Origin of the sequence: Streptomyces sp. NBC_01426 (assembly GCF_036231985.1) — a bacterium.
GTDB lineage: Bacteria > Actinomycetota > Actinomycetes > Streptomycetales > Streptomycetaceae > Streptomyces.
Window position 1 is genome coordinate 7,455,965 of record NZ_CP109500.1, and the last position, 16,068, is coordinate 7,472,032.

A 16,068-nucleotide genomic window follows, 5' to 3' on the forward strand; every position below is an offset into this window, starting at 1 on the left:
TCTGCTCAGAACCTCTCCGGGTACACGAGGGCGAGGATGAGGTAACCGAGCAGTGAGACGGCCACGACGAGGCCGACAACGTTCTCGACAGTCACAGCTTGGTCACCCCCCGGGCGATGAGAGCCACCAGCGCGAACACCGCGACCGTGGTGACGACGAAGGCCAGATCGGCCATCGCGAGCTCCTGAGTGAAGTGGGAAGAAATGAATCAGCCAGTTGGCTGAGGACGAGACAACCGCGTCTTCACCCCGGTGTTAAGTCGCCTTGACGGGCTCCATACGGGCGCCCGAGAACCCTTAACGCCACCCATACGGGAGGGCCGTCGACGACCGGATCAGCCCCGGTGGGACACTCCGGCCGTGTCCAACGCGGCGCCGGCCTGGGCAGCCGGCGCGACAGCCACCAGGCGCGCCTCCTCGGAGGGCAGGGGTGGCCCGGCGGATCGAGCAGGAACCGTCCGTAGTAGTGGCCACCGCCGACGACCCGCAGCTCGGTCTCGCCGTCCGGCCAGTCGGCGTACTCCCGAACCCGGCCGGGGCGGTGCAGCCAGACACCCCCACCGTGCTCCAGGCGTGGCAGGTTCCCCATCAAGGTCCCGTACTCGAAGTGGCAGCCTCGCAGGCCCAGCAGGCCGACGAGCTCCCGACGCACGTGCTCGACCACCACCTCCGGCGAGCCGCCGTCCTCGACCAGCCGGGCGGTCTCCTGAAGGCTCGACAGGTGTGCGGCATCGGTCACCACGACCGCCTGGAGCCGGCGCGCGCGTACGGCCAACTGCGATACGAGCAGGCCGACGACGAGCAGCAGGACGGCCGTCTCGACGTCGTCGCGGTCCGCCTCGGCGAAGCGCTGGTAGGGCCTGGTGAGGAAGAAGTCGAACCACGCGGCCGCCGAGAGGGCGGCGAGCACCCCGGCCGTCCGGCTGCCCAGGGCGGCGACCGCGACCACCGCGACGACCAGGATCAGCGCCGCGTTGGTGGCGGAGAGGTCCGTCCGGAAGGGCACGAGCGCGAGCGCCACCTGCGCGTATGGAACGCGTGAAGAGTGTCGGGGCGGGCGTATGGAACGTGCCAAAGGTGCTGGTGGCCTGATCGTGAGGCTTCGACGCTGTCCTCACTTTGCTCATTCGGAGGGACCGGCGACATGGCCATTCACGTAGGAAAACCGACCGAGGCCGCTCAGGGGCCGGGCCAGGAGGAGCCTCCCGACACCCGAGCCGGTGGAGCGGGGGACCGGCACAAACTGACCGCCCTCCAGGGCCTGGCCGCGCTGTCGCTCGACGCGATGGCGTCGGTGGCCTACGGACCGGAGTCGATCGTGCTGGTCCTGGCGGCGGCCGGAGCCCACGGGATGGGCTTCACACTCCCGGTCACCCTCGCCATCGCCGCGCTGCTGGCGGTCCTGGTGGCCTCTTACCGGCAGGTGATCGCGGCGTTCCCCGACGGCGGCGGCTCGTACGCGGTCGCCAAGCGGCATCTGGGCAGGCGTACGAGCCTCGTCGCGGCGGCCTCACTGATCCTCGACTACGTCCTGAACGTGGCCGTGTCCGTCACCGCCGGCGTCGCCGCGCTGACCTCGGCCTTCCCTGGCCTGCACGGCGAGCGGGTGTGGATCTGTCTCGCGGTCCTGGTCCTCGTCACGGCCGTGAACCTGCGCGGGGTCGTGGACTCGGCGAAAGCGTTCCTGATCCCGACCGCACTCTTCGTCGGCTCGATGCTGGCGATGATCGTCGTCGGGTTGTTCCGCGACGGCCCCGCCAGTACGGCGTCCGCCGCCGGGCACGCCTCCGCGCTCGGCGAGGGCACCACCGCAGTGGGTGCGCTCCTGCTGCTGAAGGCCTTCGCGGCCGGCTGCTCCGCGCTGACCGGTGTCGAGGCCGTCGCCAACGCCGTGCCGTCCTTCCGGGCGCCGGCCGCCCGCCGCGCCCAGCGCACCGAGGTCGCCCTCGGCGCCCTCCTCGGCGTCATGCTGATCGGCCTGTCCGTCCTCATCGGCCGTTTCCACCTCCAGCCGGTCGAGGGCGTCACCGTCCTCGCCCAGCTCGCCGACGCCTCCTTCGGACACAACGCGGCCTTCTACGTCGTCCAGTGCGCCACCATGGTGCTGCTCGCGCTCGCCGCGAACACCTCCTTCGGTGGCCTCCCGGTGCTGATGAGCCTGCTGGCCCGCGACAACCACCTGCCGCACTTCTTCGCCCTCAAGGCCGACCGTCAGGTCCACCGCCACGGCGTGGTCTGGCTGGCTCTCGTCTCGGCAGCCCTGCTCGTCTTCTCCGGCGGCGACACCAACACCCTCGTCCCGCTCTTCGCCATCGGAGTCTTCGTCGGCTTCACCATCTGCCAGGTCGGCATGGTCCGACACTGGTACGGCGAGCGCCCGCGCGGCCGGCGGGCCAAGGCCGCCCTCAACGGCTTCGGCGCGCTCCTGACCGGCGTCTCCGCGGTGGTCGTCACCGCCACCAAGTTCACCGAAGGCGCCTGGCTGATCGTCCTCGCCCTGCCGCTCATCGTCCTCGGCTTCGAGAAGGTCGACCGGGCCTACGCGCAGATCGGCGAGCGCCTCGAACTCGGCCGCGTCCCGCAGCCCCCGCAGCGGGCCCGCTCGCTCGTCGTGGTCCCCGTATCCGGCCTGTCCCGCCTGACCTGCCAGGCCCTCACCGCCGCCCGCTCCCTGGGCGACGAAGTCCTCGCCGTCATGGTCACCCGCTCCAGTGGCGGGTCGGCCGCAGCCGTCGTGGCCGGCATCACCCCCATCGCCCACGCCACTGACGCGGCCGGCTCGATCCGCGTGCCCGCCGCCGGCACAGGGCTGTTCGGGCTCAAGCCCACCCGAGGCCGAGTCTCCATGGGACCCGACGCCGACGAGGTCTTCAACGGCTTGGCGGTACACGGCGCGCTCAGTCGGACCGTACGCGACAGCGCGACACTGCTGGACCTGATCCAAGGCCCCGAGTCGGGCGACCCCTACTTCGCGGAGCGCCCGACTCGCCCGTACGCCGAAGAAGTCACCCGATCCCCCGGAAGACTGCGCATCGGCCTGATGGTCACCCCTTGGAACGGGCGCGCCGTGGAGCCGGCGGTACACGACGCCGTCTTGTCAGCCGCTCGCCTTCTCGAGTCGCACGGTCATCAAGTCGACGTCACCTCCGTGGACCTCGGTGTGAGCGGGGAGGAGTTCGTCCTTGCCAACGCACGCCTGTGGTCGGCGAACCTGGTGACGTGGATCGAGGGCTTCGCCAGGGCGTTCGGTCGTCCCGTGGACGAAATGCCGGCGAGCTACGCGTGGGGCCGCCGGGTCAGCGGCTCGGAGTTCGTGCACGCCCTCGATGTACGCAACCGGGTCGCCCGATCGATCAACGTCGCCGGCACCCCCGCCATGTCGATGCCGCTCGCGACCGACCCGGCCACCGGCATGCCCCTAGGCATCCATTTCGCTGCCGGCCACGGACGGGAAGACGTCCTGTTCCGCCTCGCCGGGCAGCTGGAGCAAGCCGCCCCCTGGGCACACCGAGCACCGGCCGTATGGGCGGGCGCCTGACCCCCGCGCGGCGGGCCGAGCTCGACCAGCGGCGGATCCGTCTGTCCGTGCGGATCGGCGAGCACTCGTACCGGAGGGGCACCCGCCCGCCCGCAGCCCGGATCGCACTCCACCACGCCGCCGTCGCCGCCCCCGACACGAAACGGGCTGGCAGTATCCCCCACCACCAGGCGATGAGTAACCCTGCGGCAGTGCTGCCGCAGGGCGATTCGGTCGGGACGTCAAGGCGGCGACAAGGCTCAGCTCTCCGGGCCGGCTCCACTCCGGTCCACGACCGACGAATCGCCCAGGTCCAGGTCTGCGGGGTTCTCCAGGGGTTCTCCATTCGGCGTGTACCACCGGCCCCGAACGCGTCATCGTGGAGGTGGCCGACGGTTGAGGGCATGGTCCACCGCAGCGAACGAGGGGCGTCTATCCAGGCCGGGTTTCGAGGGTGATCTCGATGCCTCGGATGTTGAAGTGGCGGGATGGTTGGAGCCCTGCGCTCCGCATGGCCTGTTCCTGGGCGGTGGCAGCCTGTTCGGCGGCGGGGCGAGCCGCGGAGGAGAGATGGGTGCAGGTCACGTGCCACACGCGGGGTGCGTCTTGCAGGCGGTGGGTGAGGGTGGCGGGATCGGCGGGTTGGTTGTCCAGTTCGCCGGCCTCGGCGGCGGTGTGGGAGCGGCCGAGGTCTGCTCGCCAGGCGAACGCCTCTCGGTAGGCGGTGGATATCAGGCCGCAGCGGGCGCCGCTGAACAGGACGGTGTCCCCGGGCTCGCCGTGGACGCGCAGGATTCTGACGACGGCCATGGTGTCCCAGGAGCGGCTCTGTTCCAGGCGTATCGCGCGGTGGGAGAAGGCGAGGGGCGCGGCCATGGCCAGAACGAGTGCGACCCGCGCCCACCAGGGCAGCGCGAGGATTCCGGCGGAGAGCAGCAGGGCCAGCGCGGGCAGGCAGAAGACGAGGTAGCGGTAAGCGAAGACGGGTTGTGCGAGGGTGGCCAGGGCGAGGAGTGCCGGGGGTGCGACGAGCCACGGCACGCCCACTGCCCGTATCAGGGGCGGGGTCGTGCGTCGCCGTACGACGAGGGCTCCCAGGGCGATCAGGGCCGAGCCGATGAGCACGTACTTGAATGAGGTCAGGAGGGTGTCCTGACCGGGGAACAGCAGCCAGGAGAAGAGGGCCAGGGGGGTGCCGAAGGAGATCGGCGGCGACTCCCCCACCGCGGAGCTCTGGGTCCGGGCCAGGAGAAGCAGCGGGGTCACGGCGGCGATGCCCGCTGTCATGGCCAGGGTCAGGCGTAGGGTCGTGGAGCGGCCGGGGCGCAGCCAGGCCACGGTGATCGCATGTGCGGCGAGCAGCAGCAGCCCCATGACGTTGAACCAGCCCAGCAACGCCACCAGCACGGCATACGTGATCGGCCATCGGCGGCGGTCGTCCCCGTTCAGGACCTTGGCCAATGCCCCGGTGGCCAGGACGGCCGCCGCCATGGCGAAGGCGAATGAGCGCCCCTCTTGCGCGTAACGGGATGCCGTCGGCGCCACCGCGAGGGCCAGTCCCGCACATGTGCCGAGTTTGGGCCCGTCGAGCATGCGGCCCAGCCACACCATGCCGGCCACGGCGATGGCGACCGCCGCGGCCGAGGGAACGCGCATCGTGAACTCGGTCACCGATGTCATCTGCCCCACCACGTGCATCAGCACGTAGTGCAGTCCGTGCACCGCGTCGACCCTGCCGAGCAGCGCGAACAACTCCGACCACGACCGCCGTGCCACGTCCATGGTGACGATCTCGTCCGTCCACGCGGACGGTCCCGTGTTGCCCCACACTCCCAGCGCGAAGGCGAGCACCGGCATCGCCCACCCGACCACGCGTGTCGACATGACGGTTCGTCGGGAGCTCCGCCGGCCGGGTACGGGGGATGCGGTCGCAGACAAAAGGACTGTCACAGCGTCCCCTCCGTCACGGGCACACGGCACACCAGGGTCACAGGATGTCCTCCACACGATCGACACGAGCCGGAACAACGACGAACCCGAGCGACATGTGCATGTAATTCGGATGTCTCGACCCGGCGAGACCCTCCAGGATGCCGCAACCTGCGCGGTACGCGCCTCGGCCATATGGCCGGACCCGCCTCGTCAGGCGGCTCAGCCGACACCACCGACCGATGACATGCCGATCCTCGACGCCACCCTGGGGCTGCTCGAAGAAACAGCGGCGGACGGGCAGAGCGTCCATGAGGTGCTCGGCGACGACATCCGAGGCTTCTGCACGGCGCCGGCCGGCGGGCAAGGGGATCGAACCCATCGCGACCGGTGGCGCGAGCAGTTGAACAGGAACGCCGCGAGGAAACTGAGCCGGCTGGGAGGCTGACGTGGGCATCCAGGACATCATCGAGGGCAAGAAGCAGGGGCGAGCACACACCGCGCGGGTCAAGGCGCTCCCGCCGGACTACCGGATCGTCTACAAGGAGATGCAGAAGTACTTCTTCAAGGTCGGACCGATCGAGTTGTCCGACGGGACCCTGCTTTCAGAAATCGTCGACTTCTTCGAGGAGGGCGTCGCGGCCGGCAAGGGCGTCCTGGAACTCATCGGCACCGACGTCGCAGCGTTCTGCGACGACCTGATCAAGGACGCCCACCTACGCGGGGCCTCCATCAGGAATCCATCAGCGGGAAACCCGGCACGGCCGAGAAGTAAGACCGACGGCAGCCGAGCACTTGAGGCGGCACGGCCGGATGCGTCCCCAGTGCGCCCACCACCAGGAGGTCTTCGGAGCGGTGGGCCGTGTACACGAGGGCGGCGCCGGGTGTGGCCCGTACGGTGAGGCCGCGAGGATGACGCCGGGCTTCGCGGCTCCGAAGGCGCCGTCGAGTACCTCGCGCAGCCGTTCCACTGCGGCGGCACGGCAGGCCGTCAAGGCCGTGACGTTGCAGGAGCTGGGGCTTCCGGCTCGCCTCCGGGAGCCTCACCGTTCCCACGACTCCATGAAGGGCCAGGGCGGCACGTGTGGCGGATTGCCGATGTCTTTCTGACGCGGCCCCCGGAGTTCATGACGTGCTCCTGACGGCGCCGGGCCTCGCCATCAGTGATCCGTATGGAGTCGGGTCGCCGCCGTCAGGGTCCCGTCAACGAGCGACCACAGGCGTGCGGTCGCGGGCATAGCGTCGGTGTCGCGCCCCGGACCGCCTCCCCGCATCCGGGGCCTCATCAGCCGCTCGTGGTTCCCTGGAGGGCCCCATGTGTTTGTTCCAGTACGAAGACGACCCGGAGCCTGAGGAACGGACCCCGGCCGGACCCCTGTACGTGCCGGCTCGGCCGGGTCCCGCTCAGGTGGCGGTACGCCTTTTCCGCACCCCGCTGGGTGCCCGTACCGCCGTCGGCTTCACCACTCCCGAGCGGTTGGCGGCCACGCTCGGCGCGCAGCAGCCCTGGGTCCGGCTCTCCGCGTCCGCGCTCCGAGCGATGGCCGAGCCCCTCGGGGCATCGCTGCTCACCGTCGATCCGACCCTCACCGCTCCCTCGGCCACCACGGCGACGGCCCCCGGACCGGTCGACGTCGCGGTGCTCCAGGCACCCGAGACCGCTGCCCGGACCGTCTGAAGGGAATCGCACCATGACGATCGCCGTCCTCCCCGAGGTCGCGCCCCGTACCGATGACCTGTCGATATGGCCCGCGTCCACGACCCGGCTCCCGCACGGCGGCCTTGCCGTCGGCGGGGTGTCGCTGGCCGAGCTCGCCGAGCGGTTCGACACTCCCGCCTACGTCCTGGACGAGGGTGAGGTCCGCGAGCGTTGCCGCACCTACCGCGACGCCTTTCCCGAAGCCGAAGTCCTTTACGCAGCCAAGGCGTTCCTCTCCCGGGCGATGGTGCGCTGGGTCCAGGAGGAAGGACTGGGCCTGGACGTGTGCTCGGCCGGGGAGCTGGAGCTCGCGGTGACCGCCGGGTTTCCGCCCGAGCGGATCGTGCTGCACGGCAACGCCAAGTCGCCCCGGGACATCGCGACCGCGCTGCGGCTCGGGGTGGGGCGGATCGTGATCGACAGCCCGTCCGAGATCGCCCGCATCTCCGCCGCCGTCGGCGCCCACGGCCACCAGAAGGTGATGGTGCGCGTCGTACCGGGCGTCTCGGCCGGAGGCCACGACAAGATCCGCACGGGAACGGACGGCCAGAAGTTCGGCCTCTCCCCCTCCGACGGCTCCGCACAGCACGCCATCGCCCGGACCCTGGGCCAGCCGCAGCTCGAACTCACGGGCCTGCACTGCCACATCGGCTCTCAGATCACCACCGTGGAGCCGTATGTCGTGGCGCTGCGGCGCATGGTGGAGCTGATGGCCCGCATGCGCGACGAGCACGGCGTGGTCCTGCCCGAACTGGACATGGGTGGCGGTCACGGCGTCGCCTACCGGCCGGGCGAGGCGGCCCTCGACCTCACCGCGCTCGCCCGGCAGCTCCGCGTCGAACTGATCGAGAGCTGCGCCGCCACCGGGCTGGCGGTGCCGCGGCTCGCCATAGAGCCGGGGCGCGCGGTGGCGGGGCCGGCAGGGGTCGCGCTGTACCGGGTCCTGGCGGTCAAGCGCACCGGCGAGAAGGTGTTCGTCGCCGTGGATGGCGGGATGAGCGACAACCCCCGGCCCGCCTTGTACGGGGTGCGGTACGCGCCCCGGCTCGTCGGACGCCACTCCACGGCCGCGCCCTGCCGGGCCACGGTCGTCGGACGGCACTGCGAGGCGGGCGACATCCTCGCCGACGACGTGGAGTTGCCGGGGGACGTCCACCCCGGCGACCTGCTCGCCGTCCCCGTGGCGGGCGCGTACCAGCTGTCCATGGCCTCCGGGTACAACATGGTCGGCCGTCCCCCGGTCATTGCGGTCCACGCGGGCACCGCCCGGCTCCTGGTCCGGCGCGAAACCCTGGAGGACTTCCGCAGCCGGGACATCGGCGGCTAGGTCGTCTCTTTCGGATCTTGTCGGTCCGGGTCGCGGTGTCCGGTGCCGTGCCTGGCAAGGCGCAGCGGCGCCCGTGCACTGGACGTACTCGGGTGCCCCGACAACGCCGCCAGGGGCGGTGCCGGGCGCCGCGGCCCCGGCAAGATCCGAAAGAGACGACCTAAGGTCGGTAGACGAGTTCGATCATCATGGCGGTGATGACCGCCCAGACGCCGATGCCGAGCAGCCACAGGGCTTCGAGGACGGCGCCGGTGGCGATCACGGTCACGCCGACCGTGCCGATGGCGAGGATCGCCCGGCGGATGCCACGGTCGGGAAGCCAGTCGATGGTCACGGTCCGAGGATCCCGCCGGAAACTCGCCTTGGCGAGGGTCCGGCGGGATTCCTGTCGGCATCTTGACGTCGGGCCAATCGGGTTGGTCCTTGCCTCGGACGTCAGCCGGCGTGGACGTGGGGGCGGCGGGCCCGGTCCGGTTCCGCCTCCCGGATGACCTCCCGGGTGACGGGGGCGACCTCGCCCTGGCCGAAGAGGAAGAACCGCAGGAAGTTGGCCATCGGGTTGCCCTCGGTCCACTCGAAATAGATGTGAGGGCGCTGTCCGGTCTCGTCGCGTACATGGAGCAGCAGGGCGGCCAGTGCGTTGGGGATGCTGGAGCTTTCCAGGGTCAGGACGCGGTAGCGGTCGTGGAGCACCTCACCGCGTACCCGCATGCCGGATTCGAACTCGGAGGCGTCCAGGACGGTGACCTCGACGAACATGACGTCGTCGCCCTGCGGGATGTCGTTGTCCGCGCGGATCTGCTCGACCTTCTCGCGGTACTCGGTCCGGTCCCTGTTGTCGGGCTCGTTGGCGATGAAGCGGATCGTGCGGTTGGCGGTGTCGCGGATGAACCGCTCTGCCATGTCGTCCAGCTCCACGTCCGTGACGCGCAGCTCGAAGACGCGGGCGAGGCGGGACAGCAAGGAGAGGGCCATGATGCCGCCGATGAAGCAGGCGCCGATCTTCACACCGTCGGGGCGTTCGACGACGTTCACCGCGGTCGTGTAGATGAAGACGGCGGAGATGATCCCGAAGCCGATGGTCCAGCCGCGCTCCCCCGCCCGGCGCGCGGCGATGGTCACGGCGACCGCCGCCGAGGTGATCAGGACGAGCACCCCGGTGGCGTACGCGCCTCCCTGGGCGTCCACGTCTGCGTCGAAGATCCAGGTCACCAGGAACGCGACCAGCGTGAACACGATGACCATGGGACGCAGTGCGCGGGCCCACTGCGGGGCCATGCCGTAACGGGGCAGGTAGCGCGGCATCAGGTTGAGCAGGCCCGCCATGGCGGAGGAGCCGGCGAACCAGAGGATGAGGATCGTGGAGATGTCGTAGACCGTGCCGAAGGCCGATCCCAGGTACTCGTGGGCCAGGTAGGCCAGGGCGCGGCCGTTGGCCTCACCGCCTGGCTGAAACTGGGCGGGTGGGATGAGCAGGGTGGTGATGAAGCTGGAGCAGATCAGGAACACGCTCATGATGATCGCGGCGGTCGTCAGGAGCTTCTTGGCACCTCGGATCCGCCCGGCGGGCTTCTGCTCCGTGTCCTCGGGATCGCCCTTGACGTGCGGCATGACCGCGACGCCCGTCTCGAACCCCGACAGGCCCAGCGCGAGCTTGGGGAACACGACGAGCGCGATGGCGATCATCATGAACGGGTTGCCGTGCTCGGTGGTCAGCGCGGTCGTCCAGTCGGTGATGACCTGCGGTGCGGTGAACACGTGCCACAGCCCGACCGCCACCACGACCACGTTCAGGCCGAGATAGGTGAAGACCAGGAAGACCGCGACGCCGATGGCCTCGCTGAACCCCTTGAGGAAGACGGCGCCGAGCAGCGCGATCATGATCAGGGTGATCAGCACCTCGTGGCCGTGCAGGGTGCTGGTGAGGTGCGGGTTCTCCACCAGGTGCGCGGTCGCGTCCGCCGCGGAGAGGGTAATGGTGATCAGGAAGTCGGTCGCCGCGAACCCGAGGAGGGTCAGGACGAACAGCTTGCCCTTCCAGAACGTCAGCAGCCGCTCCAGCATCGCGATGGAGCCCTCGCCGTGCGGGCTCTCCTCTGCCACCCGCCGGTAGACGGGCAGCGCGCCGAACAGGGTGAGCAGCACGAGCACGATGGTCGCCAGCGGTGACAGCAGCCCGGCCGCGAGGAACGCGATGCCGGGCTGATAGCCGAGGGTGGAGAAGTAGTCCAGGCCCGTCAGGCACATGACGCGCCACCAGGGCCGGCCGTGGGGCTGTGCCGCCGCTTCCTTGGCGGCGGGCGAACTGTTCTCGGCGGTCAAGCCTTCCAGCATCCACGCGCGCAGGCGCGATGTGCGGGCAGGGGTGGCCATCGTGGGGGGCTCCTGTCGTACGGCAAAGAATCAGCCATCGACGTCGACGGCTGGGCAAGCGTACGCAGCCTGATCACTTATGCCCGCGTGTGAGCGAATTCTGACGCGTCCTTAACGCGCACCCTCCCAGTGGCGTAGTGGACGTACTCCTGTCGCAGCCGGAACCCTGCATTTGTGTCCTCTTGACGGCCGTGTACCTGATCCCGTCAGGACCCCGTGAAGGGCGCGTCGGGGACCTGCGGTGCGGTCGGGGAGCCGAGGCGGAAGCGGAGGCGGCAGATGACGGCGTCGGTGTCGCGGCGGACGGCGTGGGCGACGACGGAGCCGCGCTGGTTCTGGAGGATCCGCTGCCAGAGGTGTGCGGGTTCGGTCTCCGGGATGAGGACGGTGATCTGGGCGTCCGGACGGGTCTGCGTCAGCTTCCGTACGTAGCCGGATACCGGGCGGCCCAGGGAGCGCGTCTCGGAGGTCACCTCGACGAGGTCCACGCCGGGGTTCCACAACTCCCAGTCGCGGCGAAGGGCTTCGGCGGCGGCCCGGTCCTCGGCCGCGGGGTGGGTCCGCCGGGTGTTCGGCTGAGGTCCCAGGGGTTGCGGGCGGCTCCGTGGAGGACCGGCTCCGTGGTGGTGCTGTAGGCGAACTCGGGGGAGGCCGTGCGCCCCAATGTCACGAGGCCGGCGGTCCGGAACCGCCGCATGAGATGGGAGTCGGCCGCTGCCACGTTGCCCAGGGCGAGACGGCTGCCCAGCTCGACCCGCTTGCCCTTCATGGACACGGCGAGGTCCTTGATGAGGAAGGGGACGCCCGCGAACGGCGTGCTGCCGGGGATCGGGGCGTCTTCGGCGGGCCAGCTCTCGACGACGGCGTTGATGGCAGGCTACCCGGACGACGGGCGTGCGCAAGTTCTCGGTGTCACGCGATTCATCACCGAAGGGCTACCGGACATCGCGCGGCGAGGCTGCCCCTTCGTCAACTCCATCGCCGGGCTGCCCGACCCCGAGCATCCGGCCCGTCAGCTGATCAAGAAACACAAGGCCACTCAGCGCCGTCGCCTCACGGACATGTGCGACAAGGCCGGCGCGAAAGTGCCCAGTGATACCTCTGCGGAGATCACCTTTCTCCTGGAGGGCGCACAGATCAGCATCCAGAACGGCAGTGTCGACCGCGTGGGCGACCGGCTTCGGGCTGCGGTGACGGCGACACTGGAATGGCTGTCCAGCGGTGACGTCCCGTTGGACGAGAGCGGCGTGCTGAAGGTGTCACAGACGTCCTACGACCACACCCGGCCGTACTGGGATCAGATCGGAGTCACGATCGTCGGCCGCCACGTCTTCGACCTGACGGACGGCTGGGACGGGAAGCCGCCGGGCGGGATCGACCACGTGGTCATCGTGACGCATCGGCCGGAGCCCGAGGGCTGGGACCCCGAGGCGCCGTTTCACTTCGTCGACGGCGTCGAGGCGGCCATGGCCAAGGCGCAGGACTTGCGGGTGACCGCGTGGTCGAGGTCGCCGCCGGCGACGTCGCTGGCCAGGTGCGTGCCGCGGGCCTGATCGACGAGGTGCGCATGGACGTCGTACCCGTCGTGTTCGGGTCCGGCAAGCGCTACTTCGGGTCGATCCACGCGCTGAACCTCTTGGAGGATCCTGACGTGGTGATTCAGGGCAACCGGGTGCTGCACCTGCGCTATCGGGTGAGGCCGCCCGAGCCTGTTCGGCTGCGAGCAGCATGGGTTTCGGGCAGCACCCGCGGCAGGGCGGACCACACGACGGCCGGGTCGAAACCGTAGCGGCCGGCGATGCGGCGCTCCGAGGCCCGTACCAGGTTGCCCAGCCGGGTGGGGACGGCGCAGAGCGGGTCGGCGGGGCGGCGTACCCGGGCGCGTTCGCAGCGCTGTGGAGGGCGTCGAGTTCGCGGCGGCCGGCGGTGGGTGCGACCTCATCGACACCGCCGACATGTACAGCCGCGGACAATCGGAAGAGATGGTCGGCGAGGCGCTCGCCGCGCGCCGGGATGACGTCATGCTCGCCACGAAGGCTGCCCTGCCCATGAGCGAGGAACACAACCACCAGGGAGCCTCGCGTCGCTGGCTCGCCAAGGCCCTTGATGACAGCCTGCGTCGGCTCGGCGTCGACCACATCGAGATGGCGCTCGACTTCGTCACCGCCCACCCACTGGTCACCAGCGCCCTGATCGGCCCCCGGACCATGGAACATCTGCACTCCCAACTGGCCGCCGCTGACACCATCCTGCCCGCAGAGATCCTCGACGCCATCGATGCCATCGTGTCCCCCGGAGTGGACCTCGCACCACAGGAGAAGAACCCGACTCCCGCACCCGCGATCACAGATCCCTCATTGCGACGCCGCGCTTCCTGACCCGCTTCCCTCGGGCCCGCAGCGAGGAGTTGTAGGCGAGGACCGAGCGGGAGCCCGGGGGCCCGGCACCAGGGTCGTCATCCCGAAGGACACCGAGGTGTTCGGGTATCCGGAGCCGATGGCGTGTGCGCCGTCTCCAAGGTCACCATTGGGGGCGACGGAGACGACCGGCAGCGCGACCGACAGCCGGCTGCCCGAGTCCACCGGGAAAACGCGCTCGTCCGTCCGCGCGAGTTCGGACAGCGCCTCGGGGGCGAGTCAACCCTCGTCGCAGAGCTGTCATGCCATCACGGCGGCGTCGTGGAAGTTCAGTGCGATCGCATCCACCGGGACGGTGTGCTTCTCCATCCAGGCGCCCCAATTCCCGCCCGCGTGGTCACGTTTCCTTCGGGAGAGCCTCGTCGACGGTCCCCGGCCTTGTCTCTGCGGCCTGGCCGTCCGCAAGCCGCCCGCTGCGCCGACGCGGCCGTCCGCGGCCGGCTCGTCGAGCACGTCCGCGCGACCCCCCTGGGTAATGGCGCCCGCTGACCGGGCATCGGCTGGAGTGCCTGCGGGAATTGGCCGGCAGGTGCGTCACGGGTTGGTGGGGTGCGGGGCTACCTTCTTAGGGCTCCGGAGAGGCGGCTGTCCGAACGCGCGGGCCACAGGCGGGCGGTGGCGGACTCTCCAGTGCCCCGGCTCCGCCGAGGGGCCGGGTCCCCCACGCGTGAAGGAAGACGACCATGTCTCTGGGCACCTGGCTGAAAGTCGGCACCTCCGCCGCCGCGATGGTTCTCGCGGCGGCAACCGCCGCGACCGCGGCACCCGCGCCCATACCGGACGCCACCGCAGCGGTGGTGACGCTCCGGTACGACGACAGTCGGGCCGGCGGATGGGAAGCGGCCATCGCGGCCGGGGTCGCTTCCTGGAACGCGAACGTCGGCAACGTTCGGCTGGTGGAGGCCGCGCCCGGGGTCCGGGCCGAGATCGTCATCGTGGCCACCACCGGCTGGCCGCAGGCCACCCTCGGCCCGGTCCGTCCGGGGCGACAGGTACGAGTCGAACTCGGTGCGCAGGCCGTGAGTCAGGGGTACGACAAGACGCGCATCGCCGCGCACGAGCTGGGCCACAGCCTGGGCCTGCCGGACACCAAGCCGGGGCCGTGCTCCCAGCTGATGTCCGGGTCCACCGCCGGGACGGCCTGCACCAACGCCGTACCCAATGCGACGGAGCGGTCCCGCGTGCAGAACGCGTACGCGAACGGCCTCGCGGCAACCGTGCCGACCGACGGCCGGGTACTCATCGACGCCCCCTGACCGTCGGGGTCGCCGGGTGGGCCGGTGCGGGGCTTGGCGGCTCAAGGCGGCCGGGATCGGATCGACTACCGATGGACTCGCCGAGCGACAGCAGGGATCGGACGGTGAGTTCGGCTTCCCGGCCACTCTGGTGAAGCTCTCAGAGCAGCTGCTGGGCCTGCGTGCGCGCGCCTTCGACCAGGCGGATCAGGGAGATCGGTGAGATGCCGTGGGTCGAAGAGGACGCCAGGCCATCCACGACCAGAGCATCAAGCGCCTCGACGTGTCGACGGCACGATGCTCACCGTCAACTCCGGCAAGGGCAACGGCTCGACATCCCGGACGAGTTCGACAAGCTGACAGCCGAGAGCGCGAAGTAGCGGATTCTGCTCCCGGGGCTTGGCTGTCGGGCGCCGAGCGGGATGTGTGAGACTCCCCCCGAATGATCTTTCGGGGGGAGTCTCACGTTGAACGCGTTCTTGAAGAGGGTGTGGATCGCGCTGGCCGCGACTTTGGTCGTGAGTCTGGCCGCGGTGATCCTGCCGAACCAGGTACAGATCGACGACGACGGGCGCGTGCATCTGGGGGCGCCCGTGACCGAGCCGTCCGTATCCGCGTCGGCGCCCGTGCCGGAGCCTGAACCCACGTCGCCCGCCCTCACCCGCGACGAGGTGGACGAGGTGATCCGGACGGCGGTCCGCGCGGCGGGCCTCGACCCGGAGCAGGGCAAGTCGACGGTCCCGGCCGGACCCGACCTGAACAGGACGGGCTGGACCGCCGTCCTGGAGAAGGCCGCCGCGCAGTCCAAAGTGAAGGAGATCTCTGCGGACTTGGAGCGCCAGGGCTGGGTGCTGAACCCGCACCGCGACAGCGCCGATACCTCCCGTAGCTACAAGCGCGGGGGCTGGTACCTGCTGGTGCACGCGCGCGGGACGACCCGGGCACCGTCCAACGCGCTGGGCGATTCGCAGACCGATCTGACCATGACCGGGCTCCAGCTCAACCTGTCCGACGTGCCGCTCCCCGAGGTCACCGTCCGCATGCGCTGAACCGTCAAACGGGAGGCGGGCCGGCATGAGGCTCCGGGCCTTGAGCAGCAGCCGCTGATCCGACTTCCGTGGCAGCCGGTCCGGGGCCACGGTCCGGTCAGGTCCCGTCTGCCTGATGAGCATGAAATGGTCACGGTCCTGGTTGGGGCGTCGTGCACGGGCGGGCGCTCGCCCGCACTGCGCGCACAGGTGATCACGTCCCCAACCCGGTCCCCGGTCTCGTGTGGTCCCCCGTTCCTCCAGCTCGAGTGAAAGCGTTCCGAGGGCGGGAACGGTTGCTCCGGTGATCTCGCGTTTGCGTACAGGCGACTGATGGTGCCCCGTCCCGATGGTTCGCTGGATGCCGGCTGGTCACGTACGTGGCGATGGACGTACGCAGTCGCGTCCGCCTGGAACGGCTTCGCGCCCTCGCCCCGGCGACCGGCTGAGCCCCGCGGGCCGGTGTTGTTGGGCCTTCCGGCGCAATCCTGGGCGCTTCCCCCGCACCTTCCCGGGAGGCGGGCGGTCCGGCGCCTAGGTTGGT

At 70.2% G+C, this 16,068-nt stretch carries 11 protein-coding genes and 5 pseudogenes; 9 read left to right on the plus strand and 7 right to left on the minus strand.

Features of this window, described 5'->3' with window-relative positions; genetic code table 11:
* Positions 1-5: 5 nt before the first annotated feature.
* Together kdpF and OG906_RS33410 are read right to left on the minus strand one after the other, a co-directional pair.
* Positions 6-95 carry a K(+)-transporting ATPase subunit F gene (gene kdpF / locus OG906_RS33405; RefSeq protein WP_267724323.1) on the minus strand — a complete coding sequence of 30 codons (90 nt, stop codon included), beginning with the start codon at positions 93-95 and terminating at the stop codon, positions 6-8.
* A 148-nt stretch (positions 96-243) separates the two neighbouring features.
* Positions 244-1,020, minus strand: a complete 777-nt coding sequence (locus OG906_RS33410) for a DUF4118 domain-containing protein (protein ID WP_329447765.1) — start codon at positions 1,018-1,020, stop codon at positions 244-246.
* Between the two features lie 123 nt (positions 1,021-1,143).
* Here OG906_RS33410 and OG906_RS33415 point away from each other — a divergent pair, with 123 nt between their 5' ends.
* A complete protein-coding gene (locus OG906_RS33415) occupies positions 1,144-3,537 on the plus strand; it encodes an amino acid permease (protein ID WP_443067438.1) in 2,394 nt (797 codons plus the stop codon).
* Between the two features lie 411 nt (positions 3,538-3,948).
* Here the strand turns inward: OG906_RS33415 and OG906_RS33425 are convergent, their stop codons facing one another.
* Positions 3,949-5,400 carry a glycosyltransferase family 39 protein gene (locus tag OG906_RS33425; protein ID WP_329447766.1) on the minus strand — a complete coding sequence of 484 codons (1,452 nt, stop codon included), beginning with the start codon at positions 5,398-5,400 and terminating at the stop codon, positions 3,949-3,951.
* 292 nt (positions 5,401-5,692) lie between these two features.
* On the opposite strand from OG906_RS33425, the pseudogene OG906_RS33430 reads away from it, so the two are divergent.
* The 4 genes and pseudogenes from OG906_RS33430 to lysA form a co-directional block, all read left to right on the plus strand.
* A pseudogene (locus OG906_RS33430) lies at positions 5,693-5,893 on the plus strand (DUF1048 domain-containing protein); the annotation flags it as partial.
* 1 nt (position 5,894) lies between these two features.
* A pseudogene (locus OG906_RS33435) lies at positions 5,895-6,220 on the plus strand (DUF1048 domain-containing protein).
* A gap of 540 nt (positions 6,221-6,760) precedes the next feature.
* Positions 6,761-7,123 carry an SAV_915 family protein gene (locus OG906_RS33440; RefSeq protein WP_329447767.1) on the plus strand — a complete coding sequence of 121 codons (363 nt, stop codon included), beginning with the start codon at positions 6,761-6,763 and terminating at the stop codon, positions 7,121-7,123.
* 13 nt (positions 7,124-7,136) lie between these two features.
* Positions 7,137-8,471: a diaminopimelate decarboxylase gene (gene lysA, locus OG906_RS33445; RefSeq protein WP_329447768.1), complete on the plus strand. Its 1,335-nt coding sequence runs from the start codon at positions 7,137-7,139 to the stop codon at positions 8,469-8,471.
* A 160-nt stretch (positions 8,472-8,631) separates the two neighbouring features.
* Here lysA and OG906_RS33450 read toward each other — a convergent pair whose 3' ends face one another.
* The 4 genes and pseudogenes from OG906_RS33450 to OG906_RS33465 form a co-directional block, all read right to left on the minus strand.
* A complete protein-coding gene (locus OG906_RS33450) occupies positions 8,632-8,805 on the minus strand; it encodes a hypothetical protein (RefSeq protein ID WP_329447769.1) in 174 nt (57 codons plus the stop codon).
* 101 nt (positions 8,806-8,906) lie between these two features.
* A complete protein-coding gene (locus OG906_RS33455) occupies positions 8,907-10,844 on the minus strand; it encodes an APC family permease (protein WP_329447770.1) in 1,938 nt (645 codons plus the stop codon).
* Positions 10,845-11,050: 206 nt separating this feature from the next.
* Positions 11,051-11,404: pseudogene (locus OG906_RS33460) on the minus strand (hypothetical protein); the annotation flags it as partial.
* Positions 11,404-11,721: pseudogene (locus tag OG906_RS33465) on the minus strand (amidase family protein); the annotation flags it as partial. The pseudogenes OG906_RS33465 and OG906_RS33460, both read right to left, overlap by 1 nt.
* Positions 11,722-12,010: 289 nt before the next feature.
* Between OG906_RS33465 and OG906_RS33475 the strand changes: the two are divergent.
* From OG906_RS33475 to OG906_RS33490, 4 genes and pseudogenes are all read left to right on the plus strand, one after another.
* Positions 12,011-12,543, plus strand: a pseudogene (locus OG906_RS33475) (dihydrofolate reductase family protein); the annotation flags it as partial.
* Between the two features lie 196 nt (positions 12,544-12,739).
* Positions 12,740-13,222, plus strand: a complete 483-nt coding sequence (locus OG906_RS33480; protein WP_329447771.1) for an aldo/keto reductase — start codon at positions 12,740-12,742, stop codon at positions 13,220-13,222.
* 722 nt (positions 13,223-13,944) lie between these two features.
* A complete protein-coding gene (locus OG906_RS33485) occupies positions 13,945-14,517 on the plus strand; it encodes a snapalysin family zinc-dependent metalloprotease (protein ID WP_329447772.1) in 573 nt (190 codons plus the stop codon).
* A gap of 446 nt (positions 14,518-14,963) precedes the next feature.
* On the plus strand, positions 14,964-15,545 hold the full coding sequence (locus tag OG906_RS33490; protein ID WP_329447773.1) for a hypothetical protein: 582 nt from the start codon (positions 14,964-14,966) through the stop codon (positions 15,543-15,545).
* The last annotated feature ends 523 nt before the right edge of the window (positions 15,546-16,068 follow it).

Coding starts and splice junctions, on each gene's coding strand:
- OG906_RS33455 (WP_329447770.1), bottom strand. CDS start 10,844: ATGGCCACCCCTGCCCGCACATCGCGCCTGCGCGCGTGGATGCTGGAA.
- lysA (WP_329447768.1), top strand. CDS start 7,137: ATGACGATCGCCGTCCTCCCCGAGGTCGCGCCCCGTACCGATGACCTG.
- OG906_RS33425 (WP_329447766.1), bottom strand. CDS start 5,400: ATGTCGACACGCGTGGTCGGGTGGGCGATGCCGGTGCTCGCCTTCGCG.
- OG906_RS33440 (WP_329447767.1), top strand. CDS start 6,761: ATGTGTTTGTTCCAGTACGAAGACGACCCGGAGCCTGAGGAACGGACC.
- OG906_RS33415 (WP_443067438.1), top strand. CDS start 1,144: ATGGCCATTCACGTAGGAAAACCGACCGAGGCCGCTCAGGGGCCGGGC.
- OG906_RS33485 (WP_329447772.1), top strand. CDS start 13,945: ATGTCTCTGGGCACCTGGCTGAAAGTCGGCACCTCCGCCGCCGCGATG.